The organism is Brevibacterium sp. Marseille-P9724 (genome assembly GCF_902500275.1).
Classification (GTDB): Bacteria; Actinomycetota; Actinomycetes; order Actinomycetales; family Brevibacteriaceae; genus Brevibacterium.
Genome location: NZ_LR722991.1, coordinates 228,044 through 248,739 on the forward strand (window position 1 = coordinate 228,044; position 20,696 = coordinate 248,739).

General features: G+C 63.9%; 19 protein-coding genes. 7 read left to right on the forward strand and 12 right to left on the reverse strand.

What is annotated here, in order from left to right:
* The first annotated feature begins 5 nt into the window (after positions 1 to 5).
* The 3 genes from GC119_RS03855 to GC119_RS03865 all read left to right on the forward strand — a co-directional run bounded on the left by GC119_RS03855 (position 6) and on the right by GC119_RS03865 (position 3,251).
* Positions 6 to 974, forward strand: coding sequence for a CPBP family intramembrane glutamic endopeptidase (locus tag GC119_RS03855; RefSeq protein ID WP_193215607.1), 969 nt, complete (start codon positions 6 to 8; stop codon positions 972 to 974).
* 115 nt (positions 975 to 1,089) lie between these two features.
* A complete protein-coding gene (locus GC119_RS03860; RefSeq protein ID WP_070776551.1) occupies positions 1,090 to 2,586 on the forward strand; it encodes an alpha/beta hydrolase in 1,497 nt (498 codons plus the stop codon).
* 17 nt (positions 2,587 to 2,603) lie between these two features.
* The gene (locus GC119_RS03865) at positions 2,604 to 3,251 is read left to right on the forward strand and encodes a hypothetical protein (protein ID WP_070573371.1); all 648 of its coding nucleotides are present in this window, start codon (positions 2,604 to 2,606) and stop codon (positions 3,249 to 3,251) included.
* A gap of 1 nt (position 3,252) precedes the next feature.
* Here GC119_RS03865 and GC119_RS03870 read toward each other — a convergent pair whose 3' ends face one another.
* Entirely contained in the window at positions 3,253 to 4,395 is a 1,143-nt protein-coding gene (locus GC119_RS03870; protein WP_083318843.1) for an o-succinylbenzoate synthase, read from the reverse strand.
* A gap of 88 nt (positions 4,396 to 4,483) precedes the next feature.
* Here GC119_RS03870 and GC119_RS03875 point away from each other — a divergent pair, with 88 nt between their 5' ends.
* Genes GC119_RS03875 through GC119_RS03885 form a run of 3 tightly spaced genes read left to right on the forward strand, consistent with a single transcriptional unit; the run spans position 4,484 to position 7,715 of the window.
* The gene (locus tag GC119_RS03875) at positions 4,484 to 5,401 is read left to right on the forward strand and encodes a 1,4-dihydroxy-2-naphthoyl-CoA synthase (RefSeq protein ID WP_070776552.1); all 918 of its coding nucleotides are present in this window, start codon (positions 4,484 to 4,486) and stop codon (positions 5,399 to 5,401) included.
* 21 nt (positions 5,402 to 5,422) lie between these two features.
* Positions 5,423 to 6,787, forward strand: a complete 1,365-nt coding sequence (locus GC119_RS03880) for an AMP-binding protein (protein WP_083318844.1) — start codon at positions 5,423 to 5,425, stop codon at positions 6,785 to 6,787.
* Positions 6,777 to 7,715 (forward strand): 1,4-dihydroxy-2-naphthoate polyprenyltransferase, encoded by a 939-nt coding sequence (locus GC119_RS03885; protein ID WP_070573364.1) that lies wholly within the window; start codon positions 6,777 to 6,779, stop codon positions 7,713 to 7,715. The genes GC119_RS03880 and GC119_RS03885 overlap by 11 nt, the downstream gene beginning before the upstream one ends.
* Before the next feature lie 106 nt (positions 7,716 to 7,821).
* Here the strand turns inward: GC119_RS03885 and GC119_RS03890 are convergent, their stop codons facing one another.
* Positions 7,822 to 8,088: a DUF4229 domain-containing protein gene (locus tag GC119_RS03890; protein WP_070573362.1), complete on the reverse strand. Its 267-nt coding sequence runs from the start codon at positions 8,086 to 8,088 to the stop codon at positions 7,822 to 7,824.
* Positions 8,089 to 8,133: 45 nt separating this feature from the next.
* Between GC119_RS03890 and GC119_RS03895 the strand changes: the two genes are divergently transcribed.
* On the forward strand, positions 8,134 to 8,568 hold the full coding sequence (locus GC119_RS03895) for a PLD nuclease N-terminal domain-containing protein (protein WP_193215608.1): 435 nt from the start codon (positions 8,134 to 8,136) through the stop codon (positions 8,566 to 8,568).
* Positions 8,569 to 8,939: 371 nt separating this feature from the next.
* On the opposite strand, the gene ccsB is transcribed toward GC119_RS03895, so the two are convergent.
* From ccsB to hemA, 10 genes are read right to left on the reverse strand one after another with little or no spacing between them, the layout of a single operon-like run.
* Entirely contained in the window at positions 8,940 to 10,076 is a 1,137-nt protein-coding gene (gene ccsB / locus GC119_RS03900) for a c-type cytochrome biogenesis protein CcsB (RefSeq protein ID WP_151952479.1), read from the reverse strand.
* Positions 10,077 to 11,684 (reverse strand): cytochrome c biogenesis protein ResB, encoded by a 1,608-nt coding sequence (locus GC119_RS03905; RefSeq protein ID WP_151952480.1) that lies wholly within the window; start codon positions 11,682 to 11,684, stop codon positions 10,077 to 10,079. It abuts the gene before it with no gap.
* Positions 11,684 to 12,490 carry a cytochrome c biogenesis CcdA family protein gene (locus tag GC119_RS03910; protein ID WP_151952481.1) on the reverse strand — a complete coding sequence of 269 codons (807 nt, stop codon included), beginning with the start codon at positions 12,488 to 12,490 and terminating at the stop codon, positions 11,684 to 11,686. Before GC119_RS03910 ends, GC119_RS03905 begins: the two co-directional genes overlap by 1 nt.
* Positions 12,491 to 12,492: 2 nt before the next feature.
* Positions 12,493 to 13,128, reverse strand: coding sequence for a TlpA family protein disulfide reductase (locus GC119_RS03915; protein WP_070776557.1), 636 nt, complete (start codon positions 13,126 to 13,128; stop codon positions 12,493 to 12,495).
* Positions 13,125 to 13,787, reverse strand: coding sequence for a histidine phosphatase family protein (locus GC119_RS03920; RefSeq protein ID WP_151952482.1), 663 nt, complete (start codon positions 13,785 to 13,787; stop codon positions 13,125 to 13,127). The genes GC119_RS03915 and GC119_RS03920 overlap by 4 nt, the downstream gene beginning before the upstream one ends.
* Complete coding sequence (gene hemL, locus GC119_RS03925; RefSeq protein WP_151952483.1) at positions 13,784 to 15,121, reverse strand: glutamate-1-semialdehyde 2,1-aminomutase; 1,338 nt, start codon at positions 15,119 to 15,121, stop codon at positions 13,784 to 13,786. Before hemL ends, GC119_RS03920 begins: the two co-directional genes overlap by 4 nt.
* On the reverse strand, positions 15,121 to 15,582 hold the full coding sequence (locus GC119_RS03930; RefSeq protein WP_070573349.1) for a MarR family winged helix-turn-helix transcriptional regulator: 462 nt from the start codon (positions 15,580 to 15,582) through the stop codon (positions 15,121 to 15,123). Before GC119_RS03930 ends, hemL begins: the two co-directional genes overlap by 1 nt.
* Positions 15,579 to 16,574, reverse strand: a complete 996-nt coding sequence (hemB, locus tag GC119_RS03935) for a porphobilinogen synthase (protein WP_151952484.1) — start codon at positions 16,572 to 16,574, stop codon at positions 15,579 to 15,581. Before hemB ends, GC119_RS03930 begins: the two co-directional genes overlap by 4 nt.
* Positions 16,574 to 18,187, reverse strand: a complete 1,614-nt coding sequence (locus tag GC119_RS03940) for a uroporphyrinogen-III synthase (RefSeq protein ID WP_151952485.1) — start codon at positions 18,185 to 18,187, stop codon at positions 16,574 to 16,576. Before GC119_RS03940 ends, hemB begins: the two co-directional genes overlap by 1 nt.
* Positions 18,168 to 20,654 carry a glutamyl-tRNA reductase gene (gene hemA / locus GC119_RS03945; protein ID WP_151952486.1) on the reverse strand — a complete coding sequence of 829 codons (2,487 nt, stop codon included), beginning with the start codon at positions 20,652 to 20,654 and terminating at the stop codon, positions 18,168 to 18,170. The genes GC119_RS03940 and hemA overlap by 20 nt, the downstream gene beginning before the upstream one ends.
* Positions 20,655 to 20,696 lie beyond the last annotated feature (42 nt).

Sequence of the window (20,696 nt, forward strand, 5' to 3'; positions counted from 1 at the left end):
CGACCATGGTCTACCCTCCCAGCCCCTATTCGGACGCACCGGCACCGGAGATCCCGGACTTCAAACGTCCCGACTCTCACCGGATCTGGCAGCTGCTTGCAGGAATAGTCGCCTTTGTCATCGCTCAGCTGGTCACGGTCGCCGTTGTTGCGTCGATTGCCGGTATCGGGGCTCTCGACACCGCGTCCGCGGGACAGGGCGGCAGCCATGCCGAGTCGTACGGTCTGGGGATCGGACTCATGGCCGGCAGTGCTGCCATGTTCGTTCTCTACCTGCTGATCATGCGCTTTATCGCGCGTGCCCCGGGGCACGGTCTGCGGGGGAAGAACAAGGTGACGGAGTTTCTTCTGGGCCTGACCCTCGCGTTTGTCATCCTCGGGACTTCCGTCGGCGTGATTGCGCTGGCCGGGGGCTTCCGAATCACCGGTGTGACTGCCCGCGATGAGCTTCTGCCTGCTTTTGTCCTCGCTCTGGGGATCGGACTGGGCCCGGCCTTTACGGAAGAGCTGCTGTTCCGCGGGTTCTTCCTGCGCATCTTCGACGCCTGGTGGGGGTGGGTGCCGTCGCTGCTCATCACGAGCGCGATCTTCGGCCTTGTGCACCTGGGCAACCCCGATGCCACGCTGTCCGGTGCGATCTTCATTGTGATCGAAGCGGGGCTGCTGTTGGGCGGAGCCTACCTCCTGACGCGCCGTCTGTGGTTGGCAATAGCCATCCACGCCGGGTGGAACTTCATGCAGGCGTTCGTCTTCGTGTCTCCGGTTTCCGGCACGGGCGAGGCGGTGGGCCTGTTCCAGGTGGAATGGTCGGGATCGTCGTGGCTGACCGGTGGAACGATGGGCCTTGAGGGTTCTGTCATCACCGCCGCACTCGGTCTGCTGGCAGGCATCGGGCTTCTGCTGCTGGCTGGAAAACACCGGACGCTCCTGCCGCGCGAAGCCGTCATCCGCAAGCAAAGGGCTGCCAAGGCCTGAAATGCGCACCCGATGGCAGACGGCTTTCTCACAGCGCAGTTCCAAGGACAGTCCAAGCCGAGCGTAACTTCCCGTTCACGCATACGCCGTAGCCTGAGTGTTGCGGAGGTGGGCCATGGTCAAGCGCAGTCTGCGGATGTCCGTCGGAGCACGCGCGGTGCGAGCACTCACAGCCCGCCGCAGTGCGGCAGGCCTCTACCCGGCCTACAGCGAATCGACCTCGTTCCTCGGCCCGGAGCCAGCCGGTTTCGAAGCCGCCCACATCCACGTGCGCGAAAAGCGCAAACTCTCTCGCCGCCTGCGGGAGTTCTTCGTCTACTCACCGGCTCTCGGCAGAACCGTCGGCGTGCGCGTCCTCTTGCCCGGCATCCCACAGGAGCACGCCGTTCCCCTGTTCCTTTTCCACGGCGGCGGCGACGATTTCCGATCCTGGACGGACCTGGGGCGGGCTGAACTGCACACGCGCGGCAGTCGTTTCCTCGTTGTCATGCCCGATGCGGGGGCGGCCGTCTACTCCCGCCACGAAAAAGCACCCGGCGACGTCGAAGACTGGCCGGAGTTCCACATCCGCGAACTGCCGATGCTGATAGGCGACCTCTATTCGACCTGCCCCGAACTGCGGGTGGCCGCCGGGCTGTCCATGGGCGGCTACGGGGCTATGAAATACGCCGCCTGGCGGCCCGATCTCTACGCTGCCGCCGCCGCGTTTTCGTCTCCGCTCATCCCGCAGGCCGCTCCCCCGCTGTTTCAGATCCTCGCAATGCGCGCGGGAGCACCGGCGGATTCGCTCTTCGGATCTTTCAAAGACGGTGACGCCCGATGGGAAGCGAATTCGCCCTACGACCTCGCAGAAAACCTCCGCGGGCTCGACATCTGGCTGTCAGCGGGCTCTGGAACCCCTGACGATGCGGAGAATTCCGATGAGAGCGCTGACATCATGGAAGCCCACCTGCACAACCACGGCGGCCGCTTTGCCCAGCGGCTGAGCGAACTGGGCATAAAACACGCGTGGGCACCGCGGGACACCGGAATGCACAACTGGTTTGCCTGGCAGCGCGAACTCAAAGCGTGGCTGGCCCACGCCGTGCAGGCCGGGCTCGACCGCAGTCCCAGCGCATCACCCACCCGCGATCCCCGCCCGCGGTTCTGGACGAGCGTTGCCGACGGGTCGCCGTTTACGTTCATCAGCGGCCTGCCGGTCTTCGAAATCTACGGATGGAAAGTCGAGATCTCCAGGCGCCGACCCCAGATCGTCACCTTCGGCGACGTCAGCCCCAGCGGCTTCACCCTCAACGGCGCCGGAACCTTCCGAGTGACCTCACCTGCCATGTTCATGCCCGGCGCGGAAGCATCCATCACCGTCAGAAGCCCGCTGGGAGTCAACCCGTACACAACCCGGGCCGACGCCTCGGGAGCCATCTCAATCACAGGTCAGATGGGTGCGGCGCTGCACGATCCCATCGTGCCCGGCAGTCGGACAAAGCACTTTCGCACGTGGGGCCAGGCGGCGGTCACCGAAGTCATCATCAGGGGGCAGAGAAAAGACTCAGACAGATCTGCGACCATAGAAAGTTCACGCAAGCCCAAGGCGCTGCCAATAAGAGGCGGCTGAGAACAGAAGGGAACCGGATGAAGCGGCTCATAGCAGGTCTGGCACTATCCGCACTCGCGCTGACAGGGTGCAGCCAAGCCGATGGCCAGCAGACAGATCCGGACAGCAGCGCCGAACAGGGCGCAGCAGAGGGCATGCACTCAACAGAAGACCTGCGCAGGTCCATGGAATCGGCTGGTATGGAGCCTGCCGAAGTCAGCCCCGAAAACGCGGACCCGGCACAGCTGCTCGAAAGCGCGTCCGTCGAACCGGAAAACTGCCGGGTGCTGCTTGACGCCACGCAGGGCGCAGACCTCGGCACTGACACCGGGCTGAGCGCAAAAACCGATTCGGCGTCCTACTTCGCTGCCGCCAATGCCGAGGGCACTGACCTGGCTCCCATAGTAGAAAACGCACGCAAAGCGGCCCAGGACTGCTCAACCATTCGGGTGAAATTCGCCGATCAGACCGTCGAAACCTCTGTCACCGTCGACGACATCACGATCGACGGGGCAGACGACGCCGTGTCGGCATCCGCCGAAGTCGACTTCCACGGGCAGAAGCTGACCATCACCAATATCGCCGCCGCGAAAGACAACACGATCGTCTCGGCTGTTCTCAGCCACGGCGGAAAGCCGAAGACCGCCGCAAAGACCATCAGCGGCATTCTCAGCCGACTGGGCTGACTTACGCAGAGCGCAGAAGCTTCCAACAGGCGGCCAGACGAGCCAACCACCACTGTTCAACATCCGCCGGTGCCCGGTGCGCTTCTGCCAGTTGCACGCTGACGTCCATCGGGGCTGCGCTGATTGTGCCGCCGCGGGGCTTTCGCGGCCTGTCTACGACATCGGCAGCCAACAGCGACGCCGTGCCCAAGCCCGCTGCCCACGGTTCGGCCTGCCCGCCGCGCTGTGCCAAGACCAGTGCCAGCTGCGCACCGGCGGCCAAGCCGATGGACGATTCCAAAGCACTCGACACCGTCGCAGGCAGACCGCAGGCATCCACAATCCGCTCTGCCGCTGCGACCCCGCCCAGCGGCTGTGCTTTTACGACAATGTGATCGGCCGCGCCCAACTGCGCCACCCGCAGAGGGTCGTCAGACCGGCGAATGTTCTCATCCGCAGCAATCCGCACGGCACTCAGTTCACTGTCTGCCTGCAGCCGCTGCCGCAGCCTCGCCATGTCCTCAACGCCGGCAACCGGCTGTTCGATGTATTCAAGCCGCTGCGCAAAACCAGGCAGGGTGCACAGTGCCCGCGCATACTCCACGGCTTCTTCAACGCTGAGTTTGCCATTGGCGTCCAAGCGAATCCCGGCTGTTGGGGCAGCGCGCAGGACAGCCGCTGTGCGCGCCAGATCAGCGTCTTTGCTGGCCGCACCGTGTTCGGCGATTTTGATTTTGAAGACCCCCACACCGTCAAAGCGGGCGAGAACATCTGGAACTTCGGCAGCGCCCACCGCCGGGACGGTCCCATTGACCGGCACCCGAGTCCCCGCCAAGCCGCCTGAGACAGCGGATGTCCGCGACGCTTCGTGAGCAGATGTGGGCAAAGCCGACGAGGCGGAAGTCCCAGACTCCAGCAGATTTGCCGGACCGCTCGGGTTGAGTGAGAACTCAACTGCCGCCGCCAGCCAGCGGTGCGCTTGTGCGGGCCCGTATTCGGGAAACGGACTGAACTCCGCCCAGCCGGCCGGACCGCGCAGCAGGCACACCTGCCGCGATGTGATGCCGCGAAACCGGGTGGTCATCGGCAGTTCGACCACACGAATATCCGTGAAGAACTCGCGCGGATCGGCGGGCAGATCCGAAACAGGAAGCGAAAACGGCATAATCTCAGCCTAGCGAGCGCGGATGCTGGACGCTGTTGTGTGCAGCAGCGGGAGTCGCGGGGCGTGCACCAGCTAATAGAGTGGGGGTATGAGCGTTTCGGAAATCTTCAACCCCAGCCGCTGGCGCGAAGTCCAGGGCTTTGACTTCACCGACATCACCTACCACCGGGCCGTGGACGAAGACGGCGCGGACGTCGGCGCGGTGCGCATCGCCTTCGACAGGCCCGAAGTGCGCAACGCCTTCCGCCCCCACACGGTCGATGAGCTCTACCGCGCACTCGATCACGCCCGCCAGACCTCGGATGTCGGCGCGGTTCTGCTGACCGGCAACGGCCCCAGCCCCAAAGACGGCGGCTGGGCGTTCTGCTCCGGCGGTGACCAGCGTATACGCGGTCGTTCCGGCTACCAGTACGCATCCGGTGACACCGCCGAATCAGTCGACCCGGCACGTGCCGGAAGGCTCCACATTCTCGAAGTTCAGCGGCTTATCCGCACCATGCCGAAGATCGTCATTGCGGTTGTGCCCGGCTGGGCCGCCGGCGGAGGACATTCCCTGCACGTGGTGTGCGATATGACGATCGCAAGCCGCGAACACGCCAAGTTCAAACAGACCGATGCCGATGTCGGCTCCTATGACGCAGGCTACGGTTCGGCGTATCTGGCGAAGATGGTCGGGCAGAAGAAAGCCCGCGAAATCTTCTTCCTGGGCCGCACCTATTCGGCACAGGACATGGCCGACATGGGTGCCGTCAACGAAGTCGTCGACCACGCTGAACTCGAAGAAGCCGCGCTGCAGATGGCCCGCGAAATCCTGGGCAAGTCCCCCAATGCTCAGCGGATGCTGAAGTTCGCCTTCAACCTGGTTGACGACGGTCTCATGGGCCAGCAGGTGTTTGCCGGCGAAGCCACCCGGCTGGGCTACATGACGGACGAAGCCGTTGAGGGCCGCGACAGCTTCCTGGAAAAGCGCGATCCCGACTGGACGCCGTTCCCCTGGTACTACTGATCTGCTGCTGATCCGACATACGTGCCCACCGAATTTCCCTCACCGACCCCGGCTGAGGCCAGCCGAGTGTTCGCTGACGCGCTGGCCGGCCGGCATATCGCCGTGCTGCCAGGCGGAGGCGCCCGGCATCTGACCGCCTATCCGCTCTCCAGCTGGCGAGGCGGAGCTGCCGCTTACAGCACTGACTCGCCTGACCGTGGGGCAGCTGAGACCGGGACGGCTTCTGCAAGCACACCTCCGGCGCTGGTCGTCTTCACCTCCGGTTCGACCGGCAGACCGAAAGGCGTGGCACTGTCAGCTGAAGCCCTGCGCGCCTCAGCCGCCGCGACCGAAGATGCACTGTCCGGGCCGGGCCGCTGGTTCCTGTGCTTAGCACCGGATCATATTGCCGGTGCCCAGGTGATTCTGCGTTCGCTGCGCTCTGGGACAGTGCCCTTCGACGCCCGCGGGAACTTCACGGCCGAGCGCTTTGCCGCCCAAGCCGAGGAGTTCTTCCGTTCCGAGCGGGGGGAACCGGCCTACGCCTCGTTGGTTCCGACCCAGCTGACCCGCATCCTGCGCGACCCTCGGGCAGCCTCGCAGGCAGCAAGGTTCGATGCTCTGCTCGTCGGCGGGGCATCACTGCACCCGCACACAGCCGCAGCTGCGCGGCAGGCGGGCCTGCGCGTGGTCCGCACCTACGGTATGTCTGAGACCGGCGGCGGCTGCGTCTACGACGGACGCGCATTCCCACAGGTGGATATCCGCATTGCCGACGACGGGCGGGTGTCCCTGTCCGGCCCCGTCATTGCAGACGGCTATGTCGAGGTCGGCCCGAACTCGATCGTGCCCAAACCAGACCCCGGTTTCTCTGTCGACAGCAGCGGGCGGCGCACATTCCTCACCTCTGATACGGGGCGCTTCGACAGTGCGGGAGTGCTGACCGTCACCGGGCGAGTCGACGATGTCTTCCAGTCAGGCGGCACAAATGTTTCGCCCCTGGCCGTCGAGTCCGTGTTGCTTGACGAACTGGCCGATGACGGGATCGATGAAGTTCTCCTGGTGCCCGTTGACGACCGCGAATGGGGGCAGTTGGGAGCACTCCTAGTGCGCGGTCCCGGGGCCGAGTACTATCGGAACTCGGCCCCAAAGCTCAAAAGCAGATTCAAGCGGCTTTTGGACCCTGCCGAAATCCCCCGATGGGTGCTTCCCGTCGAGGCGATTCCAGCCAAGGGGATAGGCAAACCCGACCGTGCAGCAGCACGCCGACTGGCAGCGCAGATGCTGCGAGAAGGGGCCCAGTCGGACTCGGCAGAAGCCGGGTCCGCACCGGCAGCCCGGACAGAACCGACCGGCTTGCCAGCAGAAGATTCAACAGACATGAGGACGGACAAACGTGGCGAGTAGAACGCAGCTGTGGATTTCCGGAGCGCGGCTTCGGACGCTGCCTTTGGCTTTCGCACCCGTTGTCCTCGGTGCCGGCGCAGCGCTTGGCCAGCTGGGCGGCATGTCCGCTCTGGTGATCGGCTCAGTTGACCCGTCCGTCGACGACAACATCAACGGTTGGGCGCTGCTGGCGAAGGGCCTGCTGGCTCTCGTTGTGGCATTGGCGCTGCAGATCGGCTCAAACTACGCCAATGACTACTCCGACGGAATTCGCGGCACCGACGACGACCGGGTGGGCCCCCTGCGGCTGACCGCCAGCGGCCTCATCCCACCCGAACAGGTCAAACGGGCGGCTTTTATCTGCTTCGGCATTGCCGGGTTCGCGGGACTCCTGCTGACAATCATGTCCGCGGCCTGGTGGATGCTCTTGGTGGGCGCTGCCGCAGTTCTTGCCGCCTGGTTCTACACCGGCGGCAAACGCCCGTACGGCTACATGGCCCTCGGCGAAGTCTTCGTGTTCGTGTTCTTCGGGCTCGTTGCGACTCTCGGCACCACCTACGCAATGGCAGGCCGACTCAGTCCCGCCGCATGGGCCGGAGCGGTTGCCGTGGGCCTCTACGCGTGCGCTGTTCTCAAAGTCAACAACCTGCGCGATATTCCGACCGACATCGAAGCCGGCAAACGCACACTCGCTGTGCTGCTGGGCGACCGCCGTTCGCGCATTGTGTACCTGGCGCTGGTGTTTTTGCCGTATCCGCTGCTGGTTGTGCCGATCATCAGCGGCTATTCGGGTGCGCTTCTGGCAGTCGGTTCGATCATCCTCGTAATGAAGCCCGTGCGCGCTGTTGTCCACCAGAAGACAGGCCATGCGCTCGTGCCCGCCATCAAGCACACCAGCATCGCCGCGCTCGTCTACGCGGTGCTCCTGAGTCTGGGTCTGGCCCTCTAGCTCAAAGCTGACGCTGGGCCGCTGGGGTCACATCGGCGGCACCGAACTTCAGTGCCGCTGCATACCTGACTTCGGTGCCACTGCATTCGCAACGGGCTCGTCGAGTTCAGCGGTGCTGTTCGTCGATTTCGTCTTCGATCGCTTCGTCGCTGCCGGCCTTGGGCGCACGGTTTCTGCGCTGGGCGGTCCATTCCGTCATTGAGGAGACGGCTTTCTGCTTCATACCGTTGAGCAGCAGATAGCTGAGCAGAGTCGCCACGATCACGGCAACGATCGTCGACAGCAGGCTGGGTCCGCTGAAGTACCAGATGACAGCGACTGAGGCTGCGAGCAGGCCGATCCGGGCGGCGTTGTACAGAAGGAAATCACGCATGGTGCCCCTCATTGTAGTCCCGCGGCAACCACTACGATGGAGTGCATGGCCCGCATGCTCATCGCAATCATCGTCATCTACACGGCTCTTGCCCTGTACAGCCTTTTCGACTGCATTTCCTTCGATTCATCGCGAATCAAAATGATGCCGAAGGCGGCCTGGGCTGCGATCATTCTCTTCTTGCCGGTGGTGGGAATTGTGCTGTGGTACCTGTTCGGCCGCGGAGGTGCCCTGCAAGGAGCCAATGGCAGCGAGCCCGTGCCCAATGCACCCGACAACGACCCCGAATACCTGAAGAAGATTTCAGACGACATCGAACTTCGCCGCCTGCGCGAACTCCAGCGCCAGCAGGAAGAACAGCGCAGAGTTGAAAAACTTCGCGGCACAGGATCAGAGCCGCGCAAGAACTCGCAGGGTGAAGACAGTGCTGCTTCGGCAGATGACGAGCCGGGTGACGATTCACCCCGCCACGACAGCTGAGCGGCACCTCGGCCCCTCATTTCTTTCACCCGCCCAGATCACAAGGCGCCACTTCCCTCACACCAGACCGGCACCTCGGCTTCTCATCTCTTTCACCCGCCCACCCAATAGCCGGATTCTGCGCCTTAGCAACAGCTGCTAAGGCGCAGGTCTGTTGCTGAAGGGAGTGCCCTTGCGGCTGACGGGTGTTTCTATGGCTGAAGCGGGGATCCTGGACTTGCCCTTGGCTGAAGTGGGGATCCGGCTAGCGGGTGGAGGCCGGAATGCAATAGGTTCCCCGCGCTCACGCACACAAAAAAACGGGTGCATCCGCATGAGCGAATGCACCCGTCGAAGAGTTCAGGGCTGCAAGGACTGAGCCAGCCTGCTGATCACAGCCCGGAGTATGAGTGCAGGCCGTTGAAGTACACGTTGACGATCGTAAAGTTGAAGATGATCGTGATGAAGCCGATGAGGTTGAGCCAGGCAATTGTCGTCAGGCGCAGACCGCGGGTTGCACGCGAGTGCAGGTATGCAGCGTAGACAACCCAGATGACGAACGTCCAGATCTCTTTGGCATCCCAACCCCAGTAGCGGCCCCAGGCGACTTCGGCCCAGATGGCTCCGGCGATCAGGGTGAAAGTCCACGTGATGAAGCCGACCGCAGCCAGACGGTAGGACACAGCTTCAATCGATGCCGCCCGCGGCATGCGCTCCAGAAACGACAGCCAGCCGGCATCGCGTCCGGCTGCAACGCGCTTTTCACGAGCACCCTGCAGCAGCTGCACCGTGGCCAGCGCGGCTGAAACAGTCAGCAGGCCGGTGGAAAGAATCGCAATCGGAACGTGAATGAGAATCCAGTACGACTGCAGTGCCGGAACGAGCGGTGCTGCAGGAGTGTAGAAAACAGTCGTCGCAAGGCCGATTGACACCAACAGGAACCCGGTGACGAATGTGCCAAGGTAGCGGACGTCTTTGTAGCGCAGCGTCACAACATAGACAGCACCGGCAACGGCGCTGGCAAGCAGCGCGTACTCCATCATGTTGCCCCAGGGAGCGCGCATGACCGACATGCCGCGCGTGACGATCGAGGCGATGTGCAGAAGCAGCGCCAGAACCGTCAGGGACGTGCCGACATTGGCAAACACGCGACGTTTGCCGCCATCGACAGCGGAAGCATCACCGCGACCGCCCTTCTCGTTCGCTTCGTCGGCCGTGCGATTGGAGTACACCCGGTCAGCAGGACCGTCGAGGTTCTCCTGCACGAGCGTGCCGACAGCACCGCCGTCATCAGCCGCTCCAGCATCAGCCGAGGTACGTGTGCGCGATGTGCGCTTCGCACCTTTCGCCGCGTCTGCGACTGCACCGGAAGAGGCACCGGAATCAGCCGAGTCAGCTGCCTTCCCGGCGCGCTTCTTCTTGCCTCCGAAAAGGTCAAAAGCGTAGACGATGAACGCGAGCGCATAGACCGCACCAGCCGAATAGATCAGAAGCATTGACCAGCTGGCGAGCGTGACGTTGACTTCCACTTATCCCTCCGCGGATTGGTGATCAGCAGACGAAAGTCTGTCTTTCAATTCTACGCCACAGCGCTCTGCCGCCTGCTTGACGCGTGGGTCTTCGCTGCGGGCCAGCGCACCGATTTCCACTTCGCCGTCACGCACCCGCACCCACATGCGGCGGCGCGGAATGAACATGGCCAGTGCCAGTCCGATGAACATCAGCGTGGTGACCACCAGCATGAGTCCCTGCACCGGGTCGTGGCGGACGTCGAGGCTGACGAACTTCGCTATCCGCTCAAACTCGATTGTGCCGAGCCCATCGGGCAGCTGCACTGTCTGTCCCGGCTGCATCTGGGTGATCCACTGCTGGCCGTCGTCGCCGTTGACGGCTTCCATACCCGCAGTGTCGAGTTCGTAGACGTTCTGTGGAATACCGGCATCAAGCCCCAGGTCACCCTTGTAGAGGTTCATGACGAGCACGGGGTTGCGCAGCTCTGCAAACTGCGAGTACAGCTCACCTTGCTGATTGACGCCCGCTGTGGGAAGCAGGATGCCGGAAAAGCCCAGCTGGTCATTGCCCGCGCCGGTGTCGGGAACTTTGATGACACCGCGCGAGGTGTAAACACCGTCTTCGGGCACGAACACCACAGGCCCGGAGAAGGTCACCTTGCCTTTTGCGTCGCGCACTGTCACGACCGGTGCGTAGCCGTTGCCTGTCAGATACACGCGCGCCCCGTCCACGCGGATGGGCTCGTTGACTTTGAGGTTGTGTTCAGTCGAAACGCCGTCCGTGGTTTCCGTGATGACGGCGTCAAATGCCCGCGGCTGGCCGAACTGGGCGCCTTCGCTGGTCGAGTCGAATTTCGCGTCGAAGCTCTCCAAGCGCAGGCGGAAGTTTGCCAGGTTGTCGGCGTCGAAGTAGCGGCCTGGCTCAAATGAGTCATAGGACACGAGCGAGTTTGTGAACGTGTCCCCTTCGACGAGCACGCGCTGGCCACCGTAGCCGAAGATCGCGCCGATGGCCATGACGATTGTCGCGCCCAACATGGCGAGGTGGAAGAGCAGGTTCCCCGTTTCTCTCAGGTAGCCGCGTTCGGCGGCGATGTGGTCACCGCGGCCCACCGTACGGTAGCCGTTCTTCTTCAGGTATTCCTGTGCGGTTTCGAGGATCTGCTCGGCCGGGGCGGTGTGGGTGAAGCTCTGGTAGCCGGGCATTCGGGTGAGCCTGCGCGGGGCTTTCGGCGGCTGCGAACGCATTGCCTTCCAGTGCTGTTTGGTGCGCGGCAGAACACAGCCGACCAGCGAAATCATCAGCAGGATGTACACGGCGGAGAACCAGAATGACGAATAGACGTCGAACATCTGGAACTTGTCGAGGAGTTCACCGGTCCGACCGTTGTCGATGATGAAGTTCTGAACCTTCGCCGGGTCCTGAATGCGCTGCGGCAGGAGCGATCCGGGGATAGCCGCCAGTGCCAACACCAGCAGCAGGATGAGTGCGAACTTCATGGTGGTCAGCTGACGCCAGGCCCACCGGAGCATGCCGATGAACCCGATGTCCGGCGCTTTCTGGGACGACTTGCGATCCGCGGTGCTTGCCGCGGCCGTGTCTGGTGTCGTCGGTTTGTCTGTCATCACACCACCGTTTCGAATCCGCCGATGAGGTTCTGCATGTTGTTCATGATGATCGTCCATACGCCGGTGACCATGAGCAGCCCCAGCAGGATGAGCATGACACCGCCGAAGATCACAATGCCGCGCTGGTGCCTGCGGAGGAAGGCCAGGCGTCCCATGCCCTTGTGCAGCAGATAGGCCACAAGCAGGAAGGGCAGGCCGAGCCCCACGCAGTAGGTGAAGGTCAGCAGCATGCCGCGGCCGGTGCCGCCGTCAGCACCGAAACCTGTTGACAGGGCGAGCACCGCCGCCAGGGTGGGGCCGATGCAGGGTGCCCAGCTCAGTGCGAAAGCGGCACCGAGCAGCGGGGCACCCCACAGCCCGGCTTTGGGCTTCTTTGCAATGGGCTTGTTGGTCTGAAAAGCCCGAATACCGCCCAGGAACACGATCCCGGCAAGGATGACTGCAATACCCATGACGCGGGTGACAATGCCAATCCAGTCACTGAGCAGGCTGCCGAGTGCCCCGAAGGCCGCGCCCAGGGCGACGTAGACGGCTGCAAAGCCCAACACGAAAAGGCCAACCCCGCCGAGTACCGCAGAGGTGCGCTTCTGTTCGACCGTTGTGCCGGTCATTCCCGTGACATAGCCGATGTAGCCGGGAACCAGGGGCAGCACACAGGGTGACAGGAACGACACGAGCCCGGCGATCGCCGCGACCGCCATGGCCAGCAGCAGCGGACCGTTGAGGACCGTCTGCGCGAATGCCGAACCGAGGTCAGCGGCCTGCACCGTCACAGCGGCCTGCACGGTCCCGGCGGGGAACATCGTCAGTCTTCTTTCATGGCGTCGTCGATCAGACCGCTGAGCGTGGAAGCTTCGACGGCACCGACGACGCGTGCGGCCGGCCGGCCCTCGGAGTCGAGGACGACGGTCGACGGGGTTGCCCTGGGCGGCAGAACATCAGACAGCAGTCCGACCATTTCGCCGTCCGTGTCGAGCATGACGGGATAGGACACATTGAAGTTGTCGACAAAAGCCTGAGCCGCGGCCTCCTGATCACGCACGTTTGCGCCGATCAGCTGAGCTTTGCCCTCGTATTTCTCTGCGACTTCTTCGAGTTCGGGAGCTTCCTTGCGGCATGGCGGGCACGCTGCGTACCACAAGTTGATGACCGTGATGGTCCCGTCCTTGCGGATGTCCGCCAGTGAGGTCTTCTTCCCATCCAGAAGGGTGATGTCGAGGTCGATCGGCTCAGTGCGCTCATTCTTCGGGATCTGAGTGACCACCCCGGTACCGGAGACATAGCCCTGCTGGGATCCGGCCTGTTCGGCCACTCCCCCGGTTTCTGTTCCACCGCAGGCGGCCAGCCCGAATGCAAGGGCGCAGGCGAGAACAGCTCCGACTGTTCGGCGGGTGCGCCCGCGGCCTCGCTTGTCCGCCACGGCAAGCGCTGCATTCCTCATGCTCCTGCCACCGCCTTTGTCGGCTGGAGGTCGGCGTTGACATCGGTGTAGTCAACCCCGACGAGTTTGGCGCCTTCAAAGCTCAGCGTGGTCACGGATCCCAGGCTGCATTCGCGATTGCGCGGATCGTGTGCAAGCGGCTTGCCCTCGGCTGCCATGCGGGACATCCAGATGGGCAGCTGGTGGCTGACGATGACGCCGTCAACCGCATTGAGCCCTTCGGCCTTCGCCACAGCCTCAACCCTGTTGCGCAGAGTGAACATCGCAGCCTGCATGCGGCGCACCTGGCTGATGTACGGCTCTCCCCACGATGGGCGCAGAGGATTCCATACCAGCGGCAGGTTCGCCGGTGCGAAGACCGACGAACGGTTGACCTTCTGCCCTTCAAAGCGGTTGCCGGCTTCGATGACACGCTCGTCAACCACCGGTTCGAGCCCGGTCGACTGTGCCAGAGGCGCAATTGTCTGGGCTGTGCGCAGAAGCGGCGAGCGCACCAGGCCGCGCACGTGGAAGCGGTCATCGGCGAAGTAGTCGCTGATCCTTTCACCCATCTGGCGGCCCCGGGCCGTCAGCCCGAATCCGGGCAGGCGCCCGTAGAGAACGCCGTCGGGGTTGTCGACTTCACCGTGGCGGACCAGGTGGATGCGCGAGGTGGTCATGCCGACTCCCCGTCTGTCGCCCGGGCTGCCGCCTTGGCTGCGGCAGGCAGTGCGGACACCACGCGGTCGAGGATCTGCGCGGTGTGAGCTGCCGAGAGGAACCACACTTCAAAGGCACTGGGCGGCAGGTGCACGCCCTGTTCGAGCATTGCGGTGAAGAATGCCGAGTAGGCGGCGGTGTTCTGTGCCTGCGCATCGGCGAAAGTGCGGACTTCGCGGTCGGTGAAGAACACCGAGAACATGGAGTTCGCCGACTGGATGGTGTGCGGCACGCCTTCGGCGCTGAGAGCCTCCGTGATGGCCGAGCGCAGGACGTCTGCGGCGGCCTCGATCGTCGGGTAGACGTCGAGTTCGCGGGTCAGCTGCAGGGTGCGCAGACCCGCGGCCGAGGCCACCGGGTTTCCGGAGAGGGTGCCTGCCTGGTAGACCCCGCCCTTGGGTGCCAGAGCGTCCATGACTTCCTGACGTCCGCCGAAGGCCGCAATCGGGAAGCCGCCGCCCATGACTTTGCCGAATGTGAACAGGTCCGCCGGTCCGTCCGGGTAGCCCAGGGCTTGGCCTTCGTAGCCGTACCAGCCTGCTTCGGAAACGCGGAAGCCCGTCATGACCTCATCGGAGATCATGAGCGCACCGTGTTCTTTGGTCAGCGAGCGGATGAGGTTGGTGAAGCCGTCACGCGGCGGGACGACGCCCATATTGCCCGGGGAGGCTTCCGTGATGACCGCGGCGATTTCGCTGCCGTGTTCGGCAAAGGCGCGGCGCAGACCGTCCTGGTCGTTGTAATCGAGTATGAGAGTGTCTTCTGCGGTTCCCTTCGTCACGCCGGGAGTGTCCGGCAGACCGAAGGTGGCAAGACCGGACCCTGCGGCCACGAGCAGCGAGTCAACGTGACCGTGATAGCAGCCTGCGAATTTCACAATCTTGTCCCGACCGGTGTACCCGCGTGCCAGGCGAATGGCCGACATTGTGGCTTCCGTGCCCGAGTTGACCAGCCTCACCTCGTCAACCGGCGCGACCCTGCTGGCGATCTCCTGAGCCAGTTCGACTTCCGGAACCGACGGCGTTCCAAACGAAAAGCCGCGGGCGGCGGTCTCCTGGACCACGCCGAGAACTTCCGGGTGTGCGTGGCCGACGATCATGGGACCCCAGGATCCGATGAGGTCAACGTACTCGTTGCCATCGACATCGGTCAGCAGCGCACCCTCAGCGGAGTGCATGAATCGTGGCGTTCCGCCAACAGCGCCGAAAGCGCGCACCGGTGAGTTCACACCGCCGGGAATAGCCTTCAGAGCGCGCTCAAAGAGTTCCTGGGACTTCTGCGTGGGCTGGGTCATCACACTGCCTTTCTCAGATGTTCTGCTGCTCGGGTGAAGACGTCTGCCAATACCTGGGTCTCTTCGGGAGACATGAGGTCAATCAGGTGCCTGCGCACACCTTCGACGTGCACGGGGGCGATCTTCTGCATCAGCCCCCACCCTTCGTCGGTCATGCTGCAGTTGACACCTCGGCCGTCACCTTCCGTGGAGCTGCGCTTGAGGATGCCGCGCTTTTCCAAACGCGCCACGGTGTGCGACAGGCGGGATCGGGAAACGCCGATGTCTTCGGCGATTTCAGCCATGCGCCTGCAGCGGCCGGGCGATTCTGACACGATGACGAGAACTTCGTAGTCCGCCAGCGCAATGCCTGCAACTTCGCGCAGTTCGCGGTCAAGCACTGTCTGCAGAAGCGTTTGGCCCTGCAGCATGGCCCTCCAGAACCGCTGCTGTGTTTCATCCAGCCAGGGTGCGGCGCTCATTGTTCAGCGAGCCATTCAGCGGCCTGAGTCGCGTAATAGGTCATAACGGCGTCAGCTCCTGCGCGTTTGAATGCCAGAAGTGATTCCAAAACCGCGGGTCTGCGGTCAATCGCACCGGCAGCCGCGGCGAATTCCAGCATGGCGTACTCACCGGAGATCTGGTAGCTCCACACCGGCACCGGAGAGGCTTCTGCGACATCTTTCAGGACATCCAGGTAGGGCAGACCGGGTTTGACCATGACGATGTCTGCACCTTCTGCCAGATCCAGCTGGAGTTCGTGCAGTGCTTCGCGCGCATTGGCAGGGTCCTGCTGGTAGGCGCGACGGTCACCGGAAAGCTGCGAATCCACGGCTTCGCGGAACGGCCCGTAGAACGCCGAGGCGTACTTGGCGGTGTAGGCCATGATGACGGTATTCGTGAACCCAGCTTCGTCGAGGGCTTCGCGCACAACACCCACCTGGCCGTCCATCATCCCCGACAGACCCAGAACGTCCGATCCCGCACGCGCCTGCGCAACGGCCATTGAGGCGTAGCGCTCAAGCGTTGCGTCATTGTCGACATCCCCGTGTTCGTCGAGCACACCGCAGTGGCCGTGGCTGGTGAATTCGTCCAGGCACAAATCGGTCATGACGACGGTGCGATCGCCAACAGCGTCTTTCACCCGACGCAACGCCACGTTGAGAATGCCGTCGGGGTCATCGGCCTGGGAGCCGCGCTCGTCATACTCCAGCGGGATGCCGAAGAGCATGATTCCCCCTACCGACGCCTCGACCGCTTTCTGTGCGGCCTCAACCAGCGAGTCCAGGGTGTGCTGGCGCACGCCCGGCATCGAGGTCAGTTCGACGGGAGCGTCCAGCCCCTCCTTGACGAACAGCACCTCGATGAGGTCTTCCGGCTGCAGCTTCGTCTCCGAGGTCAGGCGGCGCATTGCCGCCGACTGGCGCAGGCGACGCGGGCGAACCGCGCCGAACGGGAGGGACGTGTCGGTCATCAGCCTCTGCTCCTTCGCGAAGTCCTCCGGTCCTGCGAGGGGCGGACCGGAACTATTCCTTCGGCCAGCGCGTCGTCGCGGCGTTTGCGGGCGAAATCGGACAGTCCGGCGATGAGGGCCGGAAGGCTGGCTTCGTCCGCCAGGACGTCGACGTGCAGGCCGTGATCCTGTGCCGTCTGAGCCGTTGCCGGCCCGATGGCTGCAATAACGGTGGAGGTGTGGGGTTTTCCGGCAATGCCCACCAGGTTGCGAACCGTCGACGACGACGTGAACAGCACGGCGTCGAAGTCGCCTCCCTTGATGGACTCGCGAATGGGCTTCGGCGGCGGAGCGGCGCGCACAGTGCGATAGGCGGTGACGTCGTCGACCTTCCAGCCGCGCTCGGTCAGACCCTCCACCAGCACGTCGGTGGCGATGTCTGCCCGCGGCAGGAGCACACGGTTGAAGCCCTCTTCGTCGTCAAACGCCGGCCAGTCTTCGAGCATGCCTCGGGCGGACTGTTCGCCGCTGGGCAGAAGCTCTGGCTCAATGCCCCATTCGCGCAGAGCCTCAGCGGTTTTGTCCCCGACGGCGGCGACTTTGACGCCCGCGAGGCTGCGCACGTCCAGACCGAGATCGGCAAGCCACATCTTGACCGCTCTGACCGCGTTGACCGATGTCAGGCCCAGCCACTGATAGTCGCCGTCGACAAGAGCGTGAATAGCCCGCTCCATCTGGCGGGGCGAACGCGGCGGCTGGATGGCAATAGTGGGCACCACGGTGCCCTCGGCACCGTACTCAGCGAGCGCCTCGACAGTTTCGGCACCCTGTTCGCGTGTGCGCGGCACGAGCACCTGCCAGCCGAACAGCGGCTTGGATTCGAACCACGAAAGCTCGCGGCGCTGCTCGACAACAGCTCCGAAAATCGTCTGCACCACCGTGTCCGACTCGAAGTCGTCGCGCAGCCGGTCAACCAGCTGACCCAGCGTGGTTTCGATTGAGTGCTGGTGAACGGTCGACACACCGGATACGACGAGCACGGGGGTCTCGGGCTCCCATTCGTCGCCGAGCATCCCCTCGACAGCCGTGATGGTGTCGGTCACGGAGCCGCTGATGACGTGGCCGGTGTTGGCAAAGCGCGAAACATCGCTGCGGGTCATATCGGTGGCAGAAACGTAGCGCACCGAGCGGACGTTGGCGTTCGTCAGCGGTGTTCCCGTAAACGCCGCGGCAGACGACGCCGCCCCGACACCCGGGACGATCTCAAAGCCGACGTCACCGCCGGCCAGCACCTGCGCCTCGGCAGTGGTCGAGGTGAACAGCAGCCCGTCATCGGCGGCCAGGCGCACGACCATGCCGTGCTCCTGGGCGAGTTCGCCCAGCCTGCGGCCGCGGGTGTGCGACTGCACGCCCATTTCCGATACCGGACGCAGCAGGGTGTCTTCCGGCACGTAGGCGTCGAGGAGATCCCGGTGGAGGTCATCTTCGTGGACGACGACGGCTGCCGAAGCCAGAAGCTCCGCACCTCGGATGGTCAGCAGGGAGGGATCGCCGGGACCGGCACCCAGAAAGAACACTTTGGGCACGGCCCGCTGCGGGCGGTTCTGTACAGAATCACCGCTGGTCACGGTCACCTCCGGGGGTCATTACAAGATTCGTTTCTGGGGCGTTGGCACCGCTGGCGGTTCCGGGCACAGCGCCGAGTGTTTTGAGCAGTTCGTCTGCTGTTCGATAGCCGAGCTCTCTGGCGATCCGGCGCGACTCCGACTGGATTCCGCGGGACAGTTCGACCATGTTGTCGGTGACTTCGTCCGGCAGTGTGGCAATCGTGGACAGGCGGCTGAGCTTGCCTTCGTCGTCTGCCATGACGGCAGCCAGTGTCAGCGCCGCGCCGTCAATCGAGGCCAAAGCGCCGATGGGGGCTGAACAGCCGGCCTGCGAACGTTCGAGAATTGCGCGTTCGGCGTAGACGGCGAGGCTCGTGGCCGGGTCGTGCAGAGCTTCGAGGGCTTCGCGGATCTCCTGGTCGAAATCGCCGTGCGCGGCATCGGGTGCGCGGCACTCCACTGCCAGCGCTCCCTGCCCCGGGGCCGGGAGCATGACGGAAGGATCGAGCACGTCGGTGACTTCGCCCAGACGCCCCAGACGGCGCACGCCCGCGGCTGCCAGAACGACGCCGTCAAGACGGCCCTCTGTCACGTGGTCGATGCGGGTTCCCACATTCCCGCGCACACCCGTGACCGTGATGTCGGGGCGGGCTGCCCGCAGCTGGGATGCGCGGCGGGGCGAACCGGTGCCGACGACGGAACCTGCCGGCAGTTCGACCAGGCTGAGTCCGTTGCGGGCGATCAGCACGTCAGAGGGATCCACGCGAGGCGGAACCGCCGCCATCTCGATTCCCGCGGCGGGGGCTGTGGGCAGGTCTTTGAGCGAGTGCACCGCAATATCCACTTTGCCTGTCAGCAGTGCGGTGCGCACGGAGGACACGAAAACGCCGGACCCGCCCAGGCGGGCCAGCGGCGTCATATTGACGTCGCCTTCCGTGACCACTTCGACAATCTCAACCCGCCAGCCGGTGCGCGCGGCAAGCTGCTGGGCGATCGCGGTGGACTGGCTGCGTGCCAGCTGGCTGCGGCGGGTGCCCAGGCGGACGGTCTGGCCCGTGAAGTGTTCGGGCTCGACCACGTCGAGGGTGTGGTCGGCGACCGGTGTTGTGCCGTCGGCTTCGATGTGGCCGCTGCTGCCGTCGGCTGTCTGCGCGACAGAGCCGACTTTGCTGGCTCGGCGGTCGGTTTCCGGTTCCCGCGTGCGGGCGCTGAGGTCGAACAGCATGTTCAGCGCGGCAGCGTAGTCGACTCCGGAATCGGCCGAGGCGAGTTCTTTCACCTTGACCGTCGGGGTGTGGATGATCTTATCTGCCGTGCGGTGCAGTGTTTTGCTGATCTCGGCTATTGCGGCGTCGCTGACAGAGGCCCCGAGTTTGTTCTTCAGGCGGTCGAATTCGGCATCGACGATCATAATGGCCTGTTCGCGCAGGGCGGTGACTGTCGGCGATACCCTGCGAGCGGCACGCCGTGCGGCATCGTCGACCATGGCCTTCTCAATAAGAGCGCGGGCTTCGGCGATGACGGTGAGCACGGATTCGGACTGCGCGTGTTCATTGGCGGCAATGAGCCGGCTGATGCCGTCGAGGTTGAGCACCCGAATGTGGGGAAGTTCGCCCACTTCTACTGCGATGTCATAGGGCAGCGCCAGGTCGATGAAGAACTTGTTGAGGTTCTGGTCGAGGTCCTGCTGCAGTGAGGCGATGACGGTGTCCTCATCCAGCACAATGCCCCTGGCACCAGTCACCGACACAATGAGGTCCGCCTGCGCGATTTCCCTCACCAGGTTGGTGTGCGTGAGTTCAACAGCCTCCCCGCCTGCGGACTGGGCAAGGCGCAGAGCCTTGTCGAGGGTGCGGTTGATGACACGTATGCGCGCAGCCCCGTGGGCTTTGAGGGCTTTGACGGTGAGGCCTGACATTGCGCCAGCGCCGACGACAAGCGCGTTGGCTCCGGTGAGGTCACCCACGTGGCCTTCGGCTTCGGCCAGGGCGGTATCCAGCAGCGAAAGCGAAACCGATGACAGCTTGGTTTCGGAATGCACCCGCTTGCCCACTTCCAGTGCGGATTGGAGGGCTTCGCTCAGACCGCCGCCGACCGAACCGCCGCGTTCGCCATCGTGCAGGGACTTACGCAGCTGGCCGAGGATCTGGGTCTCCCCCAGGGCCATGGAGTCAAGGCCGGAAGCCAGCAAGAAGAGGTGTTCCTGGGCTTTGTCATCGAAGTGAACGTAGATATGGGAGAAGAGCTCTGACCACGGGATCCCGCTGACATCGACCAAGGCGGTGCCGAGGTCGGCCAGTCCGCCGTGGAAAGATGTGACATCGGCGATGATTTCGAGCCTGTTGCACGTGGACAGCACAACAGCGCTGTTGACGAAATCACGCTCTGCCGCTGATCGGCGCAGCAGGTCTGCCCGCTCAGCGTCCAGAGCGAGCGCGTCAAGCACGTCAAGAGGTGCTGAGTGATGGGATATTCCCAGAACCAGCAGTGTCAATGGTCTTGCTCCCTCATTGCGAACGACTCCCGTCGATCGCTG